Annotated in this window: 16 protein-coding genes and 1 pseudogene; 6 read left to right on the forward strand and 11 right to left on the reverse strand. The window is 62.9% G+C overall.

Annotated features, from left to right (window positions below; all coding sequences use genetic code 11):
- Positions 1-30 precede the first annotated feature (30 nt).
- Positions 31-786 carry a DUF4336 domain-containing protein gene (locus ACVJGD_RS15120; protein WP_456635085.1) on the reverse strand — a complete coding sequence of 252 codons (756 nt, stop codon included), beginning with the start codon at positions 784-786 and terminating at the stop codon, positions 31-33.
- Positions 787-878: 92 nt separating this feature from the next.
- Positions 879-2,090 (reverse strand): L,D-transpeptidase family protein, encoded by a 1,212-nt coding sequence (locus ACVJGD_RS15125; RefSeq protein ID WP_456640257.1) that lies wholly within the window; start codon positions 2,088-2,090, stop codon positions 879-881.
- A gap of 308 nt (positions 2,091-2,398) precedes the next feature.
- Here ACVJGD_RS15125 and ACVJGD_RS15130 point away from each other — a divergent pair, with 308 nt between their 5' ends.
- Positions 2,399-3,193, forward strand: coding sequence for a hypothetical protein (locus tag ACVJGD_RS15130; RefSeq protein ID WP_456635086.1), 795 nt, complete (start codon positions 2,399-2,401; stop codon positions 3,191-3,193).
- A gap of 10 nt (positions 3,194-3,203) precedes the next feature.
- Here the strand turns inward: ACVJGD_RS15130 and sseA are convergent, their stop codons facing one another.
- The 3 genes from sseA to ACVJGD_RS15145 all read right to left on the reverse strand — a co-directional run bounded on the left by sseA (position 3,204) and on the right by ACVJGD_RS15145 (position 5,900).
- Positions 3,204-4,061: a 3-mercaptopyruvate sulfurtransferase gene (gene sseA, locus ACVJGD_RS15135; RefSeq protein ID WP_456635087.1), complete on the reverse strand. Its 858-nt coding sequence runs from the start codon at positions 4,059-4,061 to the stop codon at positions 3,204-3,206.
- Positions 4,062-4,181: 120 nt separating this feature from the next.
- Positions 4,182-4,589: a rhodanese-like domain-containing protein gene (locus ACVJGD_RS15140; protein WP_456635088.1), complete on the reverse strand. Its 408-nt coding sequence runs from the start codon at positions 4,587-4,589 to the stop codon at positions 4,182-4,184.
- A gap of 135 nt (positions 4,590-4,724) precedes the next feature.
- On the reverse strand, positions 4,725-5,900 hold the full coding sequence (locus ACVJGD_RS15145; RefSeq protein WP_456635089.1) for a vWA domain-containing protein: 1,176 nt from the start codon (positions 5,898-5,900) through the stop codon (positions 4,725-4,727).
- Between the two features lie 229 nt (positions 5,901-6,129).
- Between ACVJGD_RS15145 and ACVJGD_RS15150 the strand changes: the two genes are divergently transcribed.
- Positions 6,130-6,972, forward strand: a complete 843-nt coding sequence (locus ACVJGD_RS15150; RefSeq protein WP_456635090.1) for an AAA family ATPase — start codon at positions 6,130-6,132, stop codon at positions 6,970-6,972.
- Positions 6,973-7,068: 96 nt separating this feature from the next.
- Positions 7,069-8,573: pseudogene (locus tag ACVJGD_RS15155) on the forward strand (flavin-containing monooxygenase).
- 153 nt (positions 8,574-8,726) lie between these two features.
- Here ACVJGD_RS15155 and ACVJGD_RS15160 read toward each other — a convergent pair.
- From ACVJGD_RS15160 to ACVJGD_RS15175, 4 genes are all read right to left on the reverse strand, one after another.
- A complete protein-coding gene (locus tag ACVJGD_RS15160; protein WP_456635091.1) occupies positions 8,727-10,370 on the reverse strand; it encodes a GMC family oxidoreductase in 1,644 nt (547 codons plus the stop codon).
- 28 nt (positions 10,371-10,398) lie between these two features.
- On the reverse strand, positions 10,399-10,992 hold the full coding sequence (locus ACVJGD_RS15165; RefSeq protein ID WP_456635092.1) for a GNAT family N-acetyltransferase: 594 nt from the start codon (positions 10,990-10,992) through the stop codon (positions 10,399-10,401).
- A 106-nt stretch (positions 10,993-11,098) separates the two neighbouring features.
- On the reverse strand, positions 11,099-12,025 hold the full coding sequence (locus ACVJGD_RS15170; protein WP_456635093.1) for an SMP-30/gluconolactonase/LRE family protein: 927 nt from the start codon (positions 12,023-12,025) through the stop codon (positions 11,099-11,101).
- Between the two features lie 134 nt (positions 12,026-12,159).
- Complete coding sequence (locus ACVJGD_RS15175; RefSeq protein ID WP_456635094.1) at positions 12,160-12,999, reverse strand: GyrI-like domain-containing protein; 840 nt, start codon at positions 12,997-12,999, stop codon at positions 12,160-12,162.
- Positions 13,000-13,237: 238 nt separating this feature from the next.
- Between ACVJGD_RS15175 and ACVJGD_RS15180 the strand changes: the two genes are divergently transcribed.
- Together ACVJGD_RS15180 and ACVJGD_RS15185 are read left to right on the forward strand one after the other, a co-directional pair.
- Positions 13,238-14,470 (forward strand): ABC transporter substrate-binding protein, encoded by a 1,233-nt coding sequence (locus ACVJGD_RS15180; protein ID WP_456635095.1) that lies wholly within the window; start codon positions 13,238-13,240, stop codon positions 14,468-14,470.
- Positions 14,471-14,620: 150 nt separating this feature from the next.
- The gene (locus tag ACVJGD_RS15185; RefSeq protein WP_456635096.1) at positions 14,621-15,724 is read left to right on the forward strand and encodes a mandelate racemase/muconate lactonizing enzyme family protein; all 1,104 of its coding nucleotides are present in this window, start codon (positions 14,621-14,623) and stop codon (positions 15,722-15,724) included.
- 17 nt (positions 15,725-15,741) lie between these two features.
- Here ACVJGD_RS15185 and ACVJGD_RS15190 read toward each other — a convergent pair whose 3' ends face one another.
- Positions 15,742-16,119 carry a hypothetical protein gene (locus ACVJGD_RS15190; RefSeq protein WP_456635097.1) on the reverse strand — a complete coding sequence of 126 codons (378 nt, stop codon included), beginning with the start codon at positions 16,117-16,119 and terminating at the stop codon, positions 15,742-15,744.
- A gap of 165 nt (positions 16,120-16,284) precedes the next feature.
- Between ACVJGD_RS15190 and ACVJGD_RS15195 the strand changes: the two genes are divergently transcribed.
- Complete coding sequence (locus ACVJGD_RS15195) at positions 16,285-16,509, forward strand: hypothetical protein (protein WP_028166103.1); 225 nt, start codon at positions 16,285-16,287, stop codon at positions 16,507-16,509.
- Between the two features lie 336 nt (positions 16,510-16,845).
- On the opposite strand, the gene ACVJGD_RS15200 is transcribed toward ACVJGD_RS15195, so the two are convergent.
- A complete protein-coding gene (locus ACVJGD_RS15200; protein WP_456635098.1) occupies positions 16,846-17,280 on the reverse strand; it encodes a cupin domain-containing protein in 435 nt (144 codons plus the stop codon).
- Positions 17,281-17,377 lie beyond the last annotated feature (97 nt).

The raw sequence follows: 17,377 nt of genomic DNA on the forward strand, positions 1-17,377 counted from the left end.
CACGCGCAAAGCCTGCCAACACGACGCAGTTTATTGAGACGCCAGGATCCAGCGGAACGCGCGCCGTAACTCGGCGCGGCCGTCGCGGCCATACCAGCGCCCATGCGCGAGGAGGATCCGTTCCGGATCCCAGTCGATCATCGTTTCAACGGCGGCCCTCACCGCGGCCTTGTTCCGCAAAAAGCTCAGCCGCATGTCGCGCGGCGTGCTCCCATCGGGATCTCGAACGCCGCCGGCCCAGATGAGAAACCGCATAAGGCGCGTTTCGATCTTTTGTGCCTCGAAATTCTCGATCAGGTCGGTCAGGACCAACGTACGGGACGGCCTGTGGAAGAACGCGACTTCCGTCATGTAGCTTCCCGTGATCGGCAGCGTCGCCATCTGGTCATCCCAGGGATAGCCGGAGGTCCGATCGAGCGTTTCACCATCGAAGTCCAATCGGCTGCCGCCCTGCTGCTTCGTCTTGGGCGCAAGAAAGACCCGGGCATCCGGATACGCGGCACGCCAATCTGGTATCCACCAATAGTGCAGCCGGTTCGGCCCGATGATCCAGCGCGGAACTCCGATCTCTCCGATCTCGGCCTTCAGCGCGGGAACCAGGGGCGTCGGCGAGTGAATGAAGAGGTTTCCTTCTGCCAAGCGAAATACCGTCGCCCGCGTGGGAAACGGCGCCTTGAGCCAGGACGGGCCAAATTGGATCACTGGCCCGTCAATGATCCAGACATCGCCAGCCACCTGCTTGAGCGTATTCAATGGCGGATAGGCTAGATGATTTTCATGCAGCATCGCTTCTCCAAACGTCGAAGCGTAGCGCTACGTTCAACAAAACGAAAAAAGCGCGCTGTTGGCGCGCCTTTTAAGATTGAACTGCAATCGCCCTAGCGAATCGTGACCGGGGCCGGCAGCGGCGGGACCGCGGTGGGCTGCGTGCCCGGCAACGGAGCAGCCTGCGCCTGGGTCGGCGCCGGAGCGGCCGCAACGGGCCCGCCGGGCGGCGGCGCAGCGGAGGCGGTGGCGGTTCCAGGCGGCGGACCGCCCGGCAGCACCACCACCCGGGTGCCGACCTTCACGCGATCGAAGAGGTCGGAGACGTCCTCGTTCAGCATGCCGATGCAGCCCGAGGAGACGAACTTGCCGATCGTCGATGGCTGGTTGGTGCCGTGGATGCGATACACGGTCGAGCCGAGATACATCGCGCGCGCGCCGAGCGGGTTGCCGGGGCCGCCGGCCATGAAGCGCGGCAGATAGGGCTGGCGCTCGATCATCTCGGTCGGCGGATACCAGTCCGGCCACTCCGCCTTGCGGCTGATCTTCTGTACGCCGGTCCAGGTGAAGCCGTCGCGGCCGACACGAACGCCGTAGCGGACCGCGCGGCCGCCGCCCAGGATGTAGTAGAGGTAGGTGTTCGAGGTATCGACCACGATGGTGCCTGCCGGCTCCTTGGTGGCGAACGAGACTTCCTGGCGGCGCAGGTTCGGTGGCAATTGCACCGGAGCTGCTTCCGGCTGCTCCTCCGGCGGCAGAGCCGCGACCGTCATCGGCCGGCCGTCGCTGCCGACCTGGGGCTGCTGCGGCACGGCGCCGGTCACGGCGGGCGTACCACCCGCGGCGCCCACGGACTCCGGCGGGCGCATGGCGCGATCGTCGTTGCGGTCAGGATAATTATAGTTCTGCGCCGGGGGACGATCGGCATAGATCACCGGTGGCGGACCCGCCGGACGGCCGTACCGCGGATCATCCGGCGACATGACAGGGCCGGTCGGAACATTGCGGTCGGAATAGACCGGCGGCGGCGAGCCCATCGGGCGGCCATAGCGGGGATCGTTGGGTGAAAGCACGGGGCCGGGCGGCGACAGCGCCGCCGAGTGCTGGCCGTTCGGCGCCTCGTCGTCTTCTTCGAAGACATCAAAATCCGGCAGCCGGCGGTCGTCGCGCACGTAGCCGGGTGGCGGTGGCGGATAGGTGCCGGGAGCGGCGGAATAGACTGGACCAGGACCTGCGGGATAGGCCTGCTGCGCATAGGCAAGCGAAATTCCTGCCGCGCCGAACGCGGCGGCAGCACAAATCGTCAGAATGCGGTTGATCATCATCGCTCTTGTATAGTCCCCAAGCCACACCGGACCGTTAACGGCAGTTGAAGGAAGATAGCGGCGCATTCAAGACAATTCCGCGAAATCCGGCCCGAATCGGTCATTTTGTGATTAGGCGCGATCGCTGCGGCAAAGATGCCTCACCATTCAGGAAAAATTATTCCGGGGGACTACGGGCGTCATTCCCCGACATTGGTTGCGATATCCTCGAATCGGCCTGATTCGCCGCCCGCGAGCCGGCCTTGCCCTGTGATCACCGCGTTTCCTCTGGCTCACAAGAACACTTAGGCAAAGACGGAACCGCGCCCATGCTTCCCGGCCTTCGTTTCCTGTTCGCCGCGATCGTGCTGTCGACGTCGGTCCTGATCTTCGGATTGGGCGCCGCCGCGCTTCTACGGGCTGCCCATGAGGAAGTCGCGAACATCCCGGCGCGACGTAGCCCGCCGGAGCCCGTCTTCGCGCAAGCGCAGGAGACGCTGCCGATGGAGTCGCCGCCGACGCTCGCCATGCTTCGTGTCGATCCGCCCGCGGCAGAGATGACGGAAAAGGCGCCGGAAACCGCCGAGACGTCCCCTGCTCCCACCGCGCCAACCACCGACGCATCCGTGCCGGCCGAGCCCGACCAGGTTGCCGCCGTGAAGTCGGATGAGGCTGGCTCGAGCGAAGCATCGCCAGCCGGCCTGCCGGTGGCCGATGCTCCGGAACCCCAGGCGCCGCCGACGGCAGCCCAGACGGACACTCCTGCTCCCGCTATGGAGATCTCTGCTCCCGCCGAGGAAGCCAAGCCTGCGGCGGTCGCGGAGGCTCCACCCGCGAGCGACGCCACGCCCTCCGCACCCGAAGTGCCGGCCGCAACGGGAGAGAGCCCAGCCTCGACCAGGATCGCCACGCTGGGCGGCCCTGCGGTCACTGTCGAGGAAACGACGTCAGCAAAAAGCGTGGACGCAAAGCCGGATCAAAGCGCGGCCAAGAAGCGGGCACGGGCGGAACGTGCCAAGGAACGCCGGCGCATGGCGCAGCGCCCGCCCGCGCCACCGCAGGCACTGCCTCAGCAGACGTTCGATCCGTTCGGCCAGCCGACGATGGTGCGCCCGACGCGCTGATCGCCTGCAATCAAGCAGGTCCCGTCGCGATCGGCGGCCCGTCCGGCAGGCCCCATTCGGCCCAGGAGCCGTCATAGAGCGCACTGCCGCGCACGCCGAGGCGATAGAGCGCGAGCGTCAGCACCAGCGCCGAGACGCCGGAGCCGCAACTGGTGACGATCGGCTCTGCCGTATCGACGCCGGCGGACGCGAATGCCTTGCGCAGTTCATCGAGCGGCTTCATCGCCCCGGTCTTGGCGTCGAACAGATCGGCATAGGGAACGTTGCGGCTGCCGGGAATGTGGCCGGAGCGCCGGCCGGGCCAAGGCTCGACCACCGTGCCCTCAAACCGCGGGCGCGGCCGCGCGTCGATCACCTGCTCCTTCTTGGTCTCGATATTGTCCAGCAATTGCTCCTTGCTACGGACGAAGCTCGGATCGAACCTGGCCTGGAATTTTCCAGGGTTCGGCGTGACAGGACCTGATTCTGTCGGACGTCCCTCAGCCTTCCACTTCTGCAAGCCGCCGTCGAGCACCTTCACGTTCGGATGGCCGAACGACAGGAACATCCACCACGCCCTGGGCGCGGCGACCCAGCCGCCGGCATCATAGGCGACCACGGTGTCACCGGAGGAGATGCCGAGCGCGGAAACGTCCCGCGCGAACTGCTCGGCGGTCGGATACATGTGCGGGCGCGGATCGCTCTTGTCGGCGATCGCATTGACGTCGAAGAACACCGCACCGGGAATGTGGGCCGTGACGAAATCGTCCGCCGGCAACGGCAGCACGCCCGGCATCTTGTAGGAAGCGTCGATCACCTTGATCTTGGGATCGCCGAGATGGGCGGCAAGCCAATCGGTGGAGACGAGCGGGTCGTCGGTGGCGGTCATGAATGCAATCTCCGGCGCTTCGCAAATCGTCATTGCCGGGCTTGACCCGGCAATCCATCCTCTTCGAAAGGATGCTCTTTGTAAGGATGGACACGCGGGTCAAGCCCGCGTGTGACGAGCTTATTTCTTCGGCTCCCATTTCTCGATCGGGCCGCCAGCGTCGCGCCAGGCGGCGAAACCGCCGCCCATATGGGCGACCGGCTTCAGTCCCATGTCCTGCGCCGTCTTCGCGGCCAAGGCCGAGCGCATGCCGCCGGCGCAATGGAAGATGAACTTCTTGTCCTCCTGGAAGATCGGCTTGGCATAGGGGCTCGCCGGATCGATCCAGAACTCGAGCATGCCGCGGGTGCACGAGAAGGCGCCCGGGATCTTGCCCTCGCGCTCGATCTCGCGGGGATCGCGGATGTCGACGATCACGACATCGTCGTTCGGGAGGATCTTGATCGCATCAGTGGCGCTGATGGTCTCGATCTCGGCATTGGCCTCGTCCATCATCTGCTTGATGCCGCGGTGAATGGTTTGGGGCATGAGGCTCTCCCTTGGTTGTTGGTTGTCATTCCGGGGCGATGCGTAAGCATCGAACCCGGAATCCATTCCTCCGCTCGGCGCAAGTAGCTGAATGGATTCCGGGTTCGCGCTTCGCGCGCCCCGGAATGACGAGACCTACCTTACCAGCTCCTTCATCGCATTCTCCAGACCTTCGATCGTGATCGGGTACATGCGCTCGGCGAAGATGCGGCGGATGATGGTGGTCGATTCCGAGTAATCCCAGTGCTTCTGCGCCACCGGGTTGAGCCACACTGCGTGCGGATAGGTGCGGATGATGCGATCGAGCCAGACCGAACCGGCTTCCTCGTTGACGTGCTCGACCGAGCCGCCGGGGACCATGATCTCGTAGGGCGACATCGAGGCGTCGCCGACGAACACCACCTTGTAGTCGTGCGGGTATTTGTGCAGCACATCCCAGGTCGGCGTGCGGTCGGTGAAGCGCCGCTTGTTCTGCTTCCAGACGCCTTCATAGAGGCAGTTGTGGAAGTAGAAATATTCCATGTGCTTGAATTCGGTCTTGGCGGCCGAGAACAATTCCTCGACCTGCTCGATGTGCGAATCCATCGAGCCGCCGATATCGAAGAACACCAGGACCTTCACCGCGTTGCGCCGCTCGGGGCGCATGTGCACGTCGAGATAGCCGTGATTGGCGGTTTCCTTGATCGTGGTGTCGAGATCGAGTTCGTCGGGCGCGCCGGTGCGGGCGAACTTGCGCAGACGCCGCAGCGCGATCTTGATGTTGCGGATGCCGAGCTCGACATTGCCGTCGAGATCCCTGAACTCGCGCTTGTCCCACACCTTCACGGCGCGGTTGTTGCGGTTCTTCTCCTGCCCGATGCGGATGCCTTCGGGATTGTAGCCGTGAGCTCCGAACGGAGACGTGCCGGCGGTGCCGATCCACTTGTTGCCGCCCTGGTGCCGGCCTTTCTGCTCCTCCAGCCGCTTGCGGAGCGTCTCCATGAGCTTGTCCCAGCCCATGGCTTCGATCTGCTTCTTCTCTTCCTCGGTGAGGTATTTTTCCGCGAGCTTCTTCAGCCACTCCTCAGGGATCTCCGCTTTGTCCATGGCATCGAGCAGGCTCTCCAGCCCCTTGAACACGGTGCCGAAGACGCGGTCGAACTTGTCGAGATTGCGCTCATCCTTCACCAGCGCCGAGCGCGACAGGTAATAGAAATTCTCGACGCTCTGCTCGGCGAGGTCGGCGTCGAGCGCCTCCATCAGCGTCAGATATTCGCGCAAGGTCACGGGGACCTGGGCGTCGCGCAGCGATGTGAAGAACTGCAGGAACATGTTCCATAGATCGCGCGCCGGGGTCGCGTCGTCAAGGGCACTCGGGACCGTTACTGTGGCGTCTTGGGTTCGGCGCCAAGGCGTGAGGATCATTCCGCGGGGCGGAAACAATGCGCCTAATTTCAAGGCGGTAGCGATGACCTCAGTTGCGTGCAGGCGCTGGAATCCGCGCTAGACCTGCTTGGTTTTTCCATTAGTATCAAATTGAAACTCATTCCGACGGGGTAGTATGAAATTCACGGGTACCAAGGATTATGTCGCCACCGATGACCTCAAAGTCGCTGTCAACGCCGCCATCGTGCTGGAGCGTCCGCTTCTGGTGAAGGGCGAGCCCGGCACCGGCAAGACGGTGTTGGCAGAAGAGGTCGCCAAGGCGCTCGATGCACCGCTTCTGACCTGGCACATCAAGTCCACCACCAAGGCGCAGCAAGGCCTCTACGAATACGACGCGGTGTCGCGCTTGCGCGACAGCCAACTCGGCGACGCGCGCGTCTCGGACATCAAGAACTACATCAAGCGCGGCAAGCTGTGGGAAGCCTTCACCAACGAGAAGCGCCCGGTGCTGCTGATCGACGAGATCGATAAGGCCGATATCGAATTCCCCAACGATCTGCTGCTCGAGCTCGATCGCATGGAGTTCTTCGTCTACGAGACCGGCGAGAGCATCAAGGCCAAGCTCCGCCCGATCGTGATGATCACCTCGAACAACGAGAAGGAATTGCCGGACGCCTTCCTGCGCCGCTGCTTCTTCCACTACATCAAGTTCCCCGATGCCGACACGATGGAAAAGATCGTCGACGTGCATTTCCCCGGCATCAAGAAGCGCCTGGTGGAAGAGGCCTTGCGCATCTTCTTCGAGGTACGGGAAGTGCCGGGCCTGAAGAAGAAGCCGTCGACCTCCGAATTGCTCGACTGGCTGAAGCTGCTCCTGAACGAGGACATCACGCCGGAGATGCTGCGGGAGCGCGATCCGCGCAAGTTGATTCCGCCGCTTCACGGCGCGCTGCTCAAGAATGAACAGGACGTGCACCTGTTCGAACGGCTGGCGTTCCTGAGCCGCCGCGAAGTCTGACTTGACGATTTACGAAGCGCCGGGGAGCACCCCGGCGCTTCGCGCAATATGCCGACGAAACAATAAATACCAACAAAACAACAAAGAGCGGGGAAGATGAACGTCCAGACACAGATACGCGCCGCCGAGCCCGTCACCTCTGAGCATTTCGATGTTTTGATCGTGGGCGCCGGCATTTCCGGCGTCGGCGCCGCCTACCATCTGACCACGCAATGCCCAGGGACCAGCTTCGTCGTGCTGGAGACGCAGAAGACGTTTGGCGGCACCTGGAGCACGCACCGTTATCCCGGCATCCGCTCCGACAGCGATCTCCATACCTTCGGCTATCGCTTCAAGCCGTGGACCAGCGCGCCGATCGCAACCGCGGCCGAGATCCTGAAATATATGGGCGAGGTGATCGAGGAGAACGACCTCGCGCGCCACATCCGCTATCGCCACACCATCACATCGGCGAAATGGTCGAGCGAGACCAATCTCTGGACCATCGACGCCACGCGTACCGACACCGGCGAACACTTCCGCTTCACCACCAATTTCTTCTGGATGTGCCAGGGCTACTATCGCCATGCCGAGGGCTATACGCCCGAGTGGAAGGACATGGCCAAGTTCAAGGGCCCGATCGTGCATCCGCAGAAGTGGCCGGAGGATCTCGACTACAAGGGCAAACGCGTCGTCGTGATCGGCTCCGGCGCCACCGCCGCGACGCTGATCCCGGCGATGGCCAAGGACGCCGGCCATGTGACCATGCTGCAACGCTCGCCGACCTATTTCCGCACCGGCCGCAACGCGATCGAGATCGCGGAGCAACTGCGGCAGTTGCAGGTCGACGAGAAATGGATTCACGAGATCACCCGCCGCAAGATCCTGTTCGACCAGGACGCCTTCACCCGCAAGACGTTTGAGAAACCTGAAGAGGCCAAGAAGGACTTGCTGTCCGCGGTCGAAGCCTATCTCGGCAAGGACTATGACATCGCAACCCACTTCACACCGCGCTATCGCCCGTGGCGGCAGCGCATCGCCTTCATTCCGGACGGCGACCTGTTCCAGGGCATCAAGGCCCGGCAGGGCGTCGGTCGTGACCGACGAGATCGAACGCTTCACCGAGAAGGGCATCCTGCTGAAGTCCGGCAAGGAGCTCGAGGCCGACATCATCGTCACTGCGACCGGCTTCAATCTCTGCGCCACCGGCGACATCGAATTCGAGGTCGACGGCAAGCCGCTCGATTTCGCCGATACCGTGACCTATCGCGGCATGATGTTCACCGGCGTGCCTAATCTCGTCTGGGTGTTCGGCTATTTCCGCGCCAGCTGGACGCTGCGCGTCGACCTCGTCGCCGACTTCGTCTGCCGCCTGCTCACGTACATGAAGGAAACGGGCGCGAAGAAGGTCACGCCGGCGTTGCGCGCCGAGGACCACAACATGCCGATCCTGCCGTGGATCGACGAGGAGAACTTCAACCCCGGCTACATGCTGCGCGGCATGCATCTGCTGCCGAAGCGCGGCGACAAGCCGGAATGGCAGCACAACCAGGACTACTGGGCCGAGAAGGACGAGTTTTCCGACGATCGATCTGACGGACAAGGCGTTCGTGTACAGTTAGACCCTCATGGTGAGGAGCCGCGTAGCGGCGTCTCCGGACGATGCTTCGCATCGCCGGGAGAACCATGAGGCCCCGCCGGTGGCCTCATCCTTCGAGACGCGCTTCGCGCTCCTCAGGATGAGGGGAAGCGTTCGAGCGCGTCCCAAAGTCTACTCAAGCCATTTCGGGAAACTTCACCGATTCCATCGCCTGCTTGCCGCGGATCAGGTCGGAGGCCTTGTCGGCGATCATCATCGTTGAGGCGTTGAGATTGGCGGAGATCATGCGCGGCATAATGGAGGCGTCGACCACGCGCAGGCCCTGCAAGCCATGGACGCGGAGTTGGTCGTCGACCACGGCCCATCTGGCATCGGCCGGACCCATCCGGCAGGTGCAGCCGGGATGGAACGTCGTGGTGCCGCGCTCGGTCGCCGCCGCCAGGAATTCGTCGTCGGTCTGCACGGTCGGGCCAGGAAAATCCTCGTAATCGTAATAGGGCGCAAGCGGCGCCGACTTCAGCAAGCGGCGCGCCAGCTTCATGCCGGCGACGACGACGCGACGATCGAGCTCTTCGACGAGATAGTTGGTCTGGATGATCGGCGGCGCGAACGGATCCGAGGTGCGGATGCGGACGTAGCCGCGGCTCTCCGGCCGCTGCTGCCAGGAGGCGACCGTCATGCCGGGCTCGTCCTCGAGCTGGCCCTGCACGCCCTCCTTGTAGCTCGCGGGCGTGAAGGTGAGCTGGAGGTCCGAGCTCTCCGTGGTCTCGCCGGAATGCCAGAAGCAATAGACCATGGTCGGCGACAGCGACAGCAGGCCGCGCCGCGTCGTCGCCCATTTCAACGCCTCAACCCACAGGCTGAGGCCACGCCGGAGCTCGTTGATGGTCTTGATGTTCTTGACGCGCGCGACCGAGCGCGGCGCGTAATGGTCCTGCAATCCCTCACCAACGCCTGGCAATGCGTGGCGCACCTCGATGCCGTGCGACTGCAACAGTTCCGGCGAACCGACGCCGGACAATTGCAGGACCTGCGGCGAGTTATAGGCGCCGCCGGAAAGGATCACTTCCTTGCTCGCGCGCACCTCGACCGGCTCGCCGCCGCGCCCTCCCCTCAAGTAGCGCACACCGACCGCGCGCTTGCCCTCGAAGATGATGTTGGTGACATGCGCATGCGTGCGCACATCGACGTTCGGCCGCTTGCGCGCCGGATGCAGGAACGCTTTCGCCGCGCTCATGCGCAGGCCGTTCTGGATCGTGCGCTGGCAGTAGGACACGCCTTCCTGGATCGCGCCGTTGTAGTCGGGATTACGCGGAATGCCGAGACTGACGGCGCCTTCCATGAAGGCCTCGCAGAGCGGGTCCTGCCAGTCCATGGTGGTGACGGTGAGGCTGCCGTCGCGGCCGCGATAGGTATCGTCACACTCGCCGACGCGGCGTTCCATCCGCTTGAAATAGGGCAGCACGTCCGGATAGCCCCAGCCGCGGTTGCCGAGCTGCGCCCAGGTGTCGAAATCCTGACGCTGGCCGCGATTGTAGATGTGGCCGTTGATCGACGACGAGCCACCGAGCGTCTTGCCGCGCGGCGCATAGATGCTGCGGCCGCCGGTCCAGGGGCCCGGCTCCTGCTGGTAGGCCCAGTTGACGCTCTTCATGTGGAACGTCTTGATGAAGCCGGCCGGCAGATGGATGTAGGGGTGCCAGTCCTTGGGGCCCGCTTCGAGCACGCACACCGTGGTGCCGGCATCCTCGCTCAAGCGATTGGTGAGAACGCTACCGGCGGAGCCCGCGCCGATGATCACATAATCGAACGTTTCCATCGTCTTCGTTTCTGGCGCGGCAGAGCGGCTACCGCGGCTTTTCGTTGAGTTGATAGTTGAGATGCGCCTTCACCGTCGGCCATTCGCTGGCGATAATGCTGTAGACGACGGTGTCGCGCAACGTGCCGTTTGGTGCGATCTGGTGGCTGCGCAGGACGCCGTCCAGCTTGGCGCCGAGCCGCTCGATGCCGCGGCGGCTCTGGTGGTTGAAGAAATGCGTGCGGAACTCTACCGCAATGCAATCGAGCGCCTCGAAGGCGTGCGTCAGTAACAACAATTTGCACTGCGTATTGACCGCGCTGCGCTGCACACGCCTCGCGTACCAGGTCGAACCGATCTCCACGCGCCGGTTGGGCGCATCGACATTCATGTAGGTCGTCATGCCCGCGATGGTGCCGTCGGCATCGAACACCGTGAACGGCAGCATCGATCCCGCCGTCTGCAGGCCAAGCCTGCGGTCGATCTCTTTGCGCATGTCTTCGGGACGCGGAATGAAGGTGTACCAGAGCTTCCAGAGCTCGCCGTCCTTCACGGCCTCGATGAGACCATCGGCATGATCCTGCGACAGCGGCTGCAGCCGCGCATGCGCGCCGCGAAGGGTGATCGGTTCAAGCCAGGGCATCCGGTATCCTTTCCGTCATTGCGAGGAGCGCAGCGACGAAGCAATCCATTCTATCCCCGCGCGGCGGCATGGATTGCTTCGCTTCGCTCGCAATGACGTCTTAGCATCACTTGTTCAAAAAATTCAGCGGCAACCCCGGCCGCGCCCAATCCATCGCGATCAGCTCACCCTTGCCTGACAGCGTGATGTAGGCGGTCTTCAGCTCAGGTCCACCGAACGCGATATTGGTGGTGACGCGGTCGCCGGTCGGAACCTGCTCGACCAGGGTACCGTCAGGCGCGATCACGGAGATGCAGCCCGAGACCAGGGTCGCCACGCAGACATTGCCGCTCGCTTCCACCGCAAGCGAATCGAACATCTGATAGCCGCCGAGCCCCGCGACCGGCTTGCCGCGTTCGCCGCGATAGATGACGTCGCGCGGCCTGACAGTGCCGGGCGCGGAAAGATCGTAGGCCCACAGCCGCGCCGTGGGTGTCTCGGCGATGTAGACCGTGTTCTCGTCCGGCGACAGGCCGATGCCGTTGGCCGGCAGCAGGCCGTGCACGCCTTCGACGATGTCCTTCATGCCGGGCTTGATGTAGTAGAACGCGCCGACATCCATCTCGCGGGCACGCCGCTTGCCGAGATCGGAGAACCAGAGCCCGCCATGCCTGTCGAAGACAAGGTCGTTCGGTCCCCGCAAGGAATGCTCGCCGCATTTGTCGACGACGGTCTCGACCTTGCCCGACTGCAGGTCGACGCGCTGGATCGAGCCGCCGAGATAGTCCTCGGGCTGCGGTCCCGGCATGATCGTGTTGCGCGTCGGAATCCAGCTAAAGCCGCCATTGTTGCAGACATACATCTTGCCGTCGGGTCCGAGCGCCGCGCCGTTCGGGCCGCCGGGAATTTGCGCCACCACTTCCTTGCGCCCGTCGGGATAGACCCGCGTCAACCGTTTGCCGCGGATTTCGACCAGCACCACCGATCCGTCCGGCATCACCACCGGCCCTTCCGGAAATTCAAGATCGGTAGCGAGAACGCGGATATTGGCCATGAAATCCTCCCGGCTGCTTGTGGCTGCAAGGGGACTTCTCAACCCCGCGCAACATGTCGTTTGGCGCAGAGTTATGGCAAAGACGCTGTCGCTTGCCAAGCAAGCGCGAAGGCAAGGCAGCCTTGCGGCGACGCCTACTCCTTCACGGGCACCCAGATCTCGAGGCCGCCATTGCCGGTCGAAGGATCGAACTTCTCGTCATAGCGCTCGAAGTTCGGCGCATCGGCCGCTTTCATGCCGGACTGCGGCAGCCAGTGATTCCAGATCGTGTTCACGGTCCGCCGGATCGTGGAGATGTGCTCGCTATGGGTGAAGACAGCGTATCTCTGCTCGGGGATTCGCACCCGGCTGAACTCGCGTGGCAAATCGGAGAAGTCGGCGACCTCGACACCGGCGATGTAATCGAAATTGCCGGCGTCATCGCCGTTGCAGCAGACGCCATAGGCGACGTTGCCGATCCGGCCGGGAACATTGCCGACTGTCTGGTGAAAGCGTTGCCACTGGTTCGGGATGCCGGCGCCGTCGCAATTCCCATGATTGTAGCGCTCGCCGACGCCGGCGACGAGGAACGCCTTGGCGGTCGCAATACGCGGCGGGCTCAGATGATCGAGCGCGGTTGAATCCATCATGATCGGCTCCTGTAGCTTCAGCTTGCTGAGGCACGTCGTGGCGCGAACCGTTTCGGGCGTGACGCCGAAATGGTCGCGGAACGCGCGGGTGAACGCTTCGTGGGAGCCGTAGTCCGCATCCAGCGCGAGACTGAGAATATCAGGCGCGCCGCGTGCGAGCGCGCGAGCCGCCTCGCTGAGACGGCGGGCGCGCACGTATCGCATCACCGAAAACCCGGTCGCCGCCGCAAACGCACGCACCAGATGGAAGCGCGAGACCCCGGCAACGCCGGCAATCTCGTCGAGCGTCAGCGGCTGACCAAGATGGCTCTCGATGTACCAGAGCGCCTTCTGGGCTGGATTCATGGCTGTCGGCCTTCCTTCGAAGCGCATCCATCATGCGCGATCGCGTCGTGCGCCGTTTGACAGTCCTTGCTGTCATAACGATCGGAGCGTCGTTCCGTCCCACGGAAATTGCAATCCACCCCTTCACTGGCAAGGCAAGGCCAATCGTGCATACTCGCTGACGCATCGATCCGACGGCTCACCTCAAGCTGCCCATAATCAAGACTTCAAGAGCCGCAGCGAAATGTCAGGGAGGACAATGATGCGCTATCGACGCCTGAACTATGCCCGATCCACGCTGCTCGCGGGACTTCTGGCCATCGCGCTCGCGGGAACTGCCAGCGCGCAAAAGAAATACGACCCCGGTGCAACCGACACCGAGATCAAGATCGGCAACATCATGCCCTACTCCGGCCCGGCTTCGGCTTACGCCACGATCGGCAAGACCGAAGCGGCCTATTTCAAGAAGCTCAACGCCGAAGGCGGCATCAACGGCCGCAAGGTCAACTTCGTCAGCTATGACGATGCCTATAGCCCGCCGAAGACGGTCGAGCAGGCGCGCAAACTCGTCGAGAACGACGAGGTGCTGCTGATCTTCAACCCGCTGGGCACGCCGGGCAATACCGCGATCCAGAAATACATGAACTCGAAGAAGGTGCCGCAGCTCTTCGTCTCCACCGGCGCCGCCAAGTGGAACGACCCGAAGAATTCCCCGTGGACCATGGGCTGGCAGCCGAGCTATCAGGTCGAAGCGCGGATCTATGGCAAGTACATCCTGCAGAACTATCCCGGCAAGACGATCGGCATCCTCTACCAGAACGACGATTTCGGAAAGGACTATGTGATCGGATTGCGCGAGGGTCTTGGCGACCAGGCGAGCAGGCTGATCACCGTGGAGGCCTCCTACGAGACCAGTTCGCCCACGGTGGATTCACAGGTGGTGCAGATCAAAGGCTCCAATCCCGATATCTTCGTCAACATCGCCACTCCGAAATTCGCGGCCCAGGCGATCAAGAAGATCGCCGAGCTGGACTGGCACCCGGTGCAGTTCCTGACCAACGTATCCGGCTCGATCGGCGGCGTCATGAAGCCGGCCGGCTATGAGGCCAGCCAGGGCATACTTTCCACCTCCTATCTGAAGGATCCCAAGGACGCCGAGTGGAAGAACGATCCGGCCATGAACGAGTGGCGGGCATTCATGGCCAAATGGTATCCTGAAGGCGATCTCGACGACGCCGCGACCGTGTTCGGCTATGGCGTCGCCAAGGGGCTCGAGCAGGTGCTGCGCCAATGCGGCGACAACCTCACCCGCGAGAACGTCATGAAGCAGGCGGCCAATCTCGATTTCGAGATCGGCATCTACCTGCCGGGCACGCGCATCAAGACCGGCCCGAACGACTTCGCGCCGATCGAGCAGCTCCAGATGATGCGCTTCAAGGGCGAAAGCTGGGAACGGTTCGGCCCCGTCATGAGCGGCGAGAAGAGCTCTTAAGCAATGAGCCTAAGACAGCTGTCTACGTACTCGTCATGCCCGGGCTTGTCCCGGGCATCCACGTCGCGTTCTCGACGAAGAAGGACGTGGATGGCCGGGACAAGCCCGGCCATGACGGAGAGTTTCGATATCCGCCCTGGAGGCCAACCCATGAAAATCACCAACGTCCGCGCACACCACATCCGCATTCCCTATGACGCCGGCCCCGCAAGCTTCAGGCAGGGCGCGTCGGCGATCGCAGCACTCGACATGGTGCTGGTCGAAGTCTCGACCGATGCCGGCCTCACCGGCTGGGGCGACGCCTTCGCCTATGTCTGTCCACGCACGACCTGCACCGCGATCGAGGAGATGATCGCACCACAAGCGCGTGGCCTCGACGTGCCTGATGCCGCCGGCATTCCCGCCGTGATGGAGCAGATCCAGCGCAACCTGCATCTGTTCGGCCGCTACGGCATCACGATGTTCGCGATCTCGGGATTAGACATCGCGCTGTGGGACCTTGCCGGGAAGGTCAAGGGCATGCCGCTGCATCGGCTGACCGGCGAGGCCAGACGCGCGAAGATCCCGGCCTATGCGAGCTTGATGCGGATCGGCACGCCGGAACATATTGCCGGCGAATGCGAGGCCGCGCTCCGTCGCGGCTACGGCGCGATCAAGCTGCACGAGACCACGACGCCGGCGGTGTTTGCTGCACGCACTGCGATCGGCCGCAACATTCCGCTAATGGTCGATATGAACTGCCCGCTGGACGGCCCGAGCGCAATTGCTTTCGCCCAGGCTTGTCTGGCCGCAACCCCGATGTTCCTCGAGGAGCCGGTCTGGCCGCCGGAGGATTTTGCCACGCTCGCCGACGTGCGCGCCAATGGCGGCCTCGACATCGCGGCGGGCGAGAATGCCTGCACCGTGCATCAGTTCCGCCAGATGATGACGGCGGGCGCCGTCAGCCATGCCCAGCCCTCGGTGATCAAGGTCGGCGGCATCACCGAATTCCTGAAAGTTGCAGCGCTTGCCGATGAACTCGGCGTTAAGATCGTTCCGCACTCGCCCTATTTCGGACCGGGCTTCCTGGCGACGCTGCACCTGATGTCGATACGGGACGACGGCTTGATCGAAGTCTTCTACATGAAACGGCCGGCCTGCCTCTGGCGCGGCCGCGCCGACGTCGATGCGAGCGGCAGTGTCGATGTGCCGCAAGGGCCCGGCCTCGGCTATGAGCCCAACAGAGACGTGATGGAGCAGTACCGCGTATCGTAGCCGATCGATCGCGAGAATTATTTCGCCGTCTCTTTCGCCGCCGGCGCCGAGTCCTTTGCCGGCGGTACGTCGGCTTTCTTCTTCAAGTCCTCGTCCATCTTCTTCTGCGCGGCCAAAAGATCATCCACGCGCTTCTGCAAGGTCGCGGATGCACTCTTGAGGCTTTCGATCTGGCGATTGGCGGCATCGAGCTTCTGCTGGTGATCGGTCACAAGCTTCGTGATCGTCTTCTGCAGGAAATCGACATTGCTTTGCAGACAGCTCGTGCGCCGCTCCCAGGTCTTCTCGACGGTGCAGATCTCAATGCCTGGAACATCCTGCGCATGAGCCTCGGTGCATACCAGTGCAGTGGATGCAAGCGTCACGAGTGCGGCGAGCGTCATGTTAATGTTCATTAAATCCTCCACGCGCTCTTCACGGCAATGTGCTCACAGCGCGGCGACATCATCATAGATACCACACTGTAACCGCATTCCGGCGTTGTGCTTCGCACATTGCGGGGTGCGGGGGGCTTTTGGGAACTCAAACGTTTCCACGCATCGGAAGTGGAGAATAATCAGATGGCAACGCGCGAAAAGCGACTGGCGCAATTCGATGGCAACGGCGAACCTCCGCCGAACGAGATCGTCGAAGTGCTTTGCGAAGATCAGAGCGGCACATATCAGTTGCCGTTCGCCTGTCGCTTTACCGACGGTCATTGGCTCAATGACGAATCCGGCGGCACGGTCGAAGCGACCGTGATCGCTTGGCGCTTTCCACGCGTCAAGCAAACGGGTGTGGCTTAGGAGGCCACAGAAGAGTTGCTACCGGCTTTCTCTTCGCGAGAGACGCGAAGCTCACGCTGAAGCAAAACGTGCGAGAGAGATGAAAGATCATCCCTCTCGCACCCGTTCTGTCTCAAAATGCTACGGGAGAGTTCGCTGCCTTAAGGTTCGGAACGCCGGTGGAACGAAGCGCGTCCGAATCAGTGATCGAGGGCCGTACGCTGTTGTTCACGGCTAGATGTCGGTACCAATCCGAGCCGGCGCACCACATGCAGGAGAACGACCAGCCGCCGCAGCCAACGGCCGACCACAAAAGTTAATTCCTCCGGGGACGACATGACCGGTCACCTCAAGCAACTACTTCCAGGGCGTCACCGGCGGCACCTTGTCGGTGGCCGGCGGCATGTCGACGCTCTTGAAGTCCGCCGGGCTGACGATCTCCAGATATTCCATGTCCGGTGAGTAGTCGAAGAGGTAGTGCACGATACCGGGCCGCTGGTGCACGACGTCGCCGGCCTGTACCAGTGTCGGCTTGTCCTCGTACATGAAACGCGCCCAGCCCTTCATCATGATCACGATCTGGAAATCGCAATCATGGCGATGCCAGCCGGTGCCATCCTCGGGCGGGCAATCGGGATTGGCCTTGACGAGATGGCAAATCACCTGGCCACCGGTGGCATCGGCGATGCCGAGATCGCGGTAGAGGAAGAAGTCGCGCAGGCCCCCGCCCTTGAATTCGGTATCGCCTGGTTTGACGTGAGAGAACTTGCTGACAACGGCATGCTGGTTCATTTGAAGCCTCCAACGTTCTCGATCGCGAGACCCGCGGCTACGCAAGGCGTCCAAATTTTCGGCAGCGTCGCATCGTCGCGTTCACAGCTTGATCTGT

It is taken from the genome of Bradyrhizobium sp. USDA 10063 (genome assembly GCF_054063735.1).

What these genes read in the sequence shown, in the direction of transcription:
- ACVJGD_RS15120 (WP_456635085.1), bottom strand. Translation starts at nt 786, where the DNA reads ATGCTGCATGAAAATCATCTAGCCTATCCGCCATTGAATACGCTCAAG.
- ACVJGD_RS15125 (WP_456640257.1), bottom strand. Translation starts at nt 2,090, where the DNA reads ATGATGATCAACCGCATTCTGACGATTTGTGCTGCCGCCGCGTTCGGC.
- ACVJGD_RS15130 (WP_456635086.1), top strand. Translation starts at nt 2,399, where the DNA reads ATGCTTCCCGGCCTTCGTTTCCTGTTCGCCGCGATCGTGCTGTCGACG.
- sseA (WP_456635087.1), bottom strand. Translation starts at nt 4,061, where the DNA reads ATGACCGCCACCGACGACCCGCTCGTCTCCACCGATTGGCTTGCCGCC.
- ACVJGD_RS15140 (WP_456635088.1), bottom strand. Translation starts at nt 4,589, where the DNA reads ATGCCCCAAACCATTCACCGCGGCATCAAGCAGATGATGGACGAGGCC.
- ACVJGD_RS15145 (WP_456635089.1), bottom strand. Translation starts at nt 5,900, where the DNA reads ATGTTCCTGCAGTTCTTCACATCGCTGCGCGACGCCCAGGTCCCCGTG.
- ACVJGD_RS15150 (WP_456635090.1), top strand. Translation starts at nt 6,130, where the DNA reads ATGAAATTCACGGGTACCAAGGATTATGTCGCCACCGATGACCTCAAA.
- ACVJGD_RS15160 (WP_456635091.1), bottom strand. Translation starts at nt 10,370, where the DNA reads ATGGAAACGTTCGATTATGTGATCATCGGCGCGGGCTCCGCCGGTAGC.
- ACVJGD_RS15165 (WP_456635092.1), bottom strand. Translation starts at nt 10,992, where the DNA reads ATGCCCTGGCTTGAACCGATCACCCTTCGCGGCGCGCATGCGCGGCTG.
- ACVJGD_RS15170 (WP_456635093.1), bottom strand. Translation starts at nt 12,025, where the DNA reads ATGGCCAATATCCGCGTTCTCGCTACCGATCTTGAATTTCCGGAAGGG.
- ACVJGD_RS15175 (WP_456635094.1), bottom strand. Translation starts at nt 12,999, where the DNA reads ATGAATCCAGCCCAGAAGGCGCTCTGGTACATCGAGAGCCATCTTGGT.
- ACVJGD_RS15180 (WP_456635095.1), top strand. Translation starts at nt 13,238, where the DNA reads ATGATGCGCTATCGACGCCTGAACTATGCCCGATCCACGCTGCTCGCG.
- ACVJGD_RS15185 (WP_456635096.1), top strand. Translation starts at nt 14,621, where the DNA reads ATGAAAATCACCAACGTCCGCGCACACCACATCCGCATTCCCTATGAC.
- ACVJGD_RS15190 (WP_456635097.1), bottom strand. Translation starts at nt 16,119, where the DNA reads ATGAACATTAACATGACGCTCGCCGCACTCGTGACGCTTGCATCCACT.
- ACVJGD_RS15195 (WP_028166103.1), top strand. Translation starts at nt 16,285, where the DNA reads ATGGCAACGCGCGAAAAGCGACTGGCGCAATTCGATGGCAACGGCGAA.
- ACVJGD_RS15200 (WP_456635098.1), bottom strand. Translation starts at nt 17,280, where the DNA reads ATGAACCAGCATGCCGTTGTCAGCAAGTTCTCTCACGTCAAACCAGGC.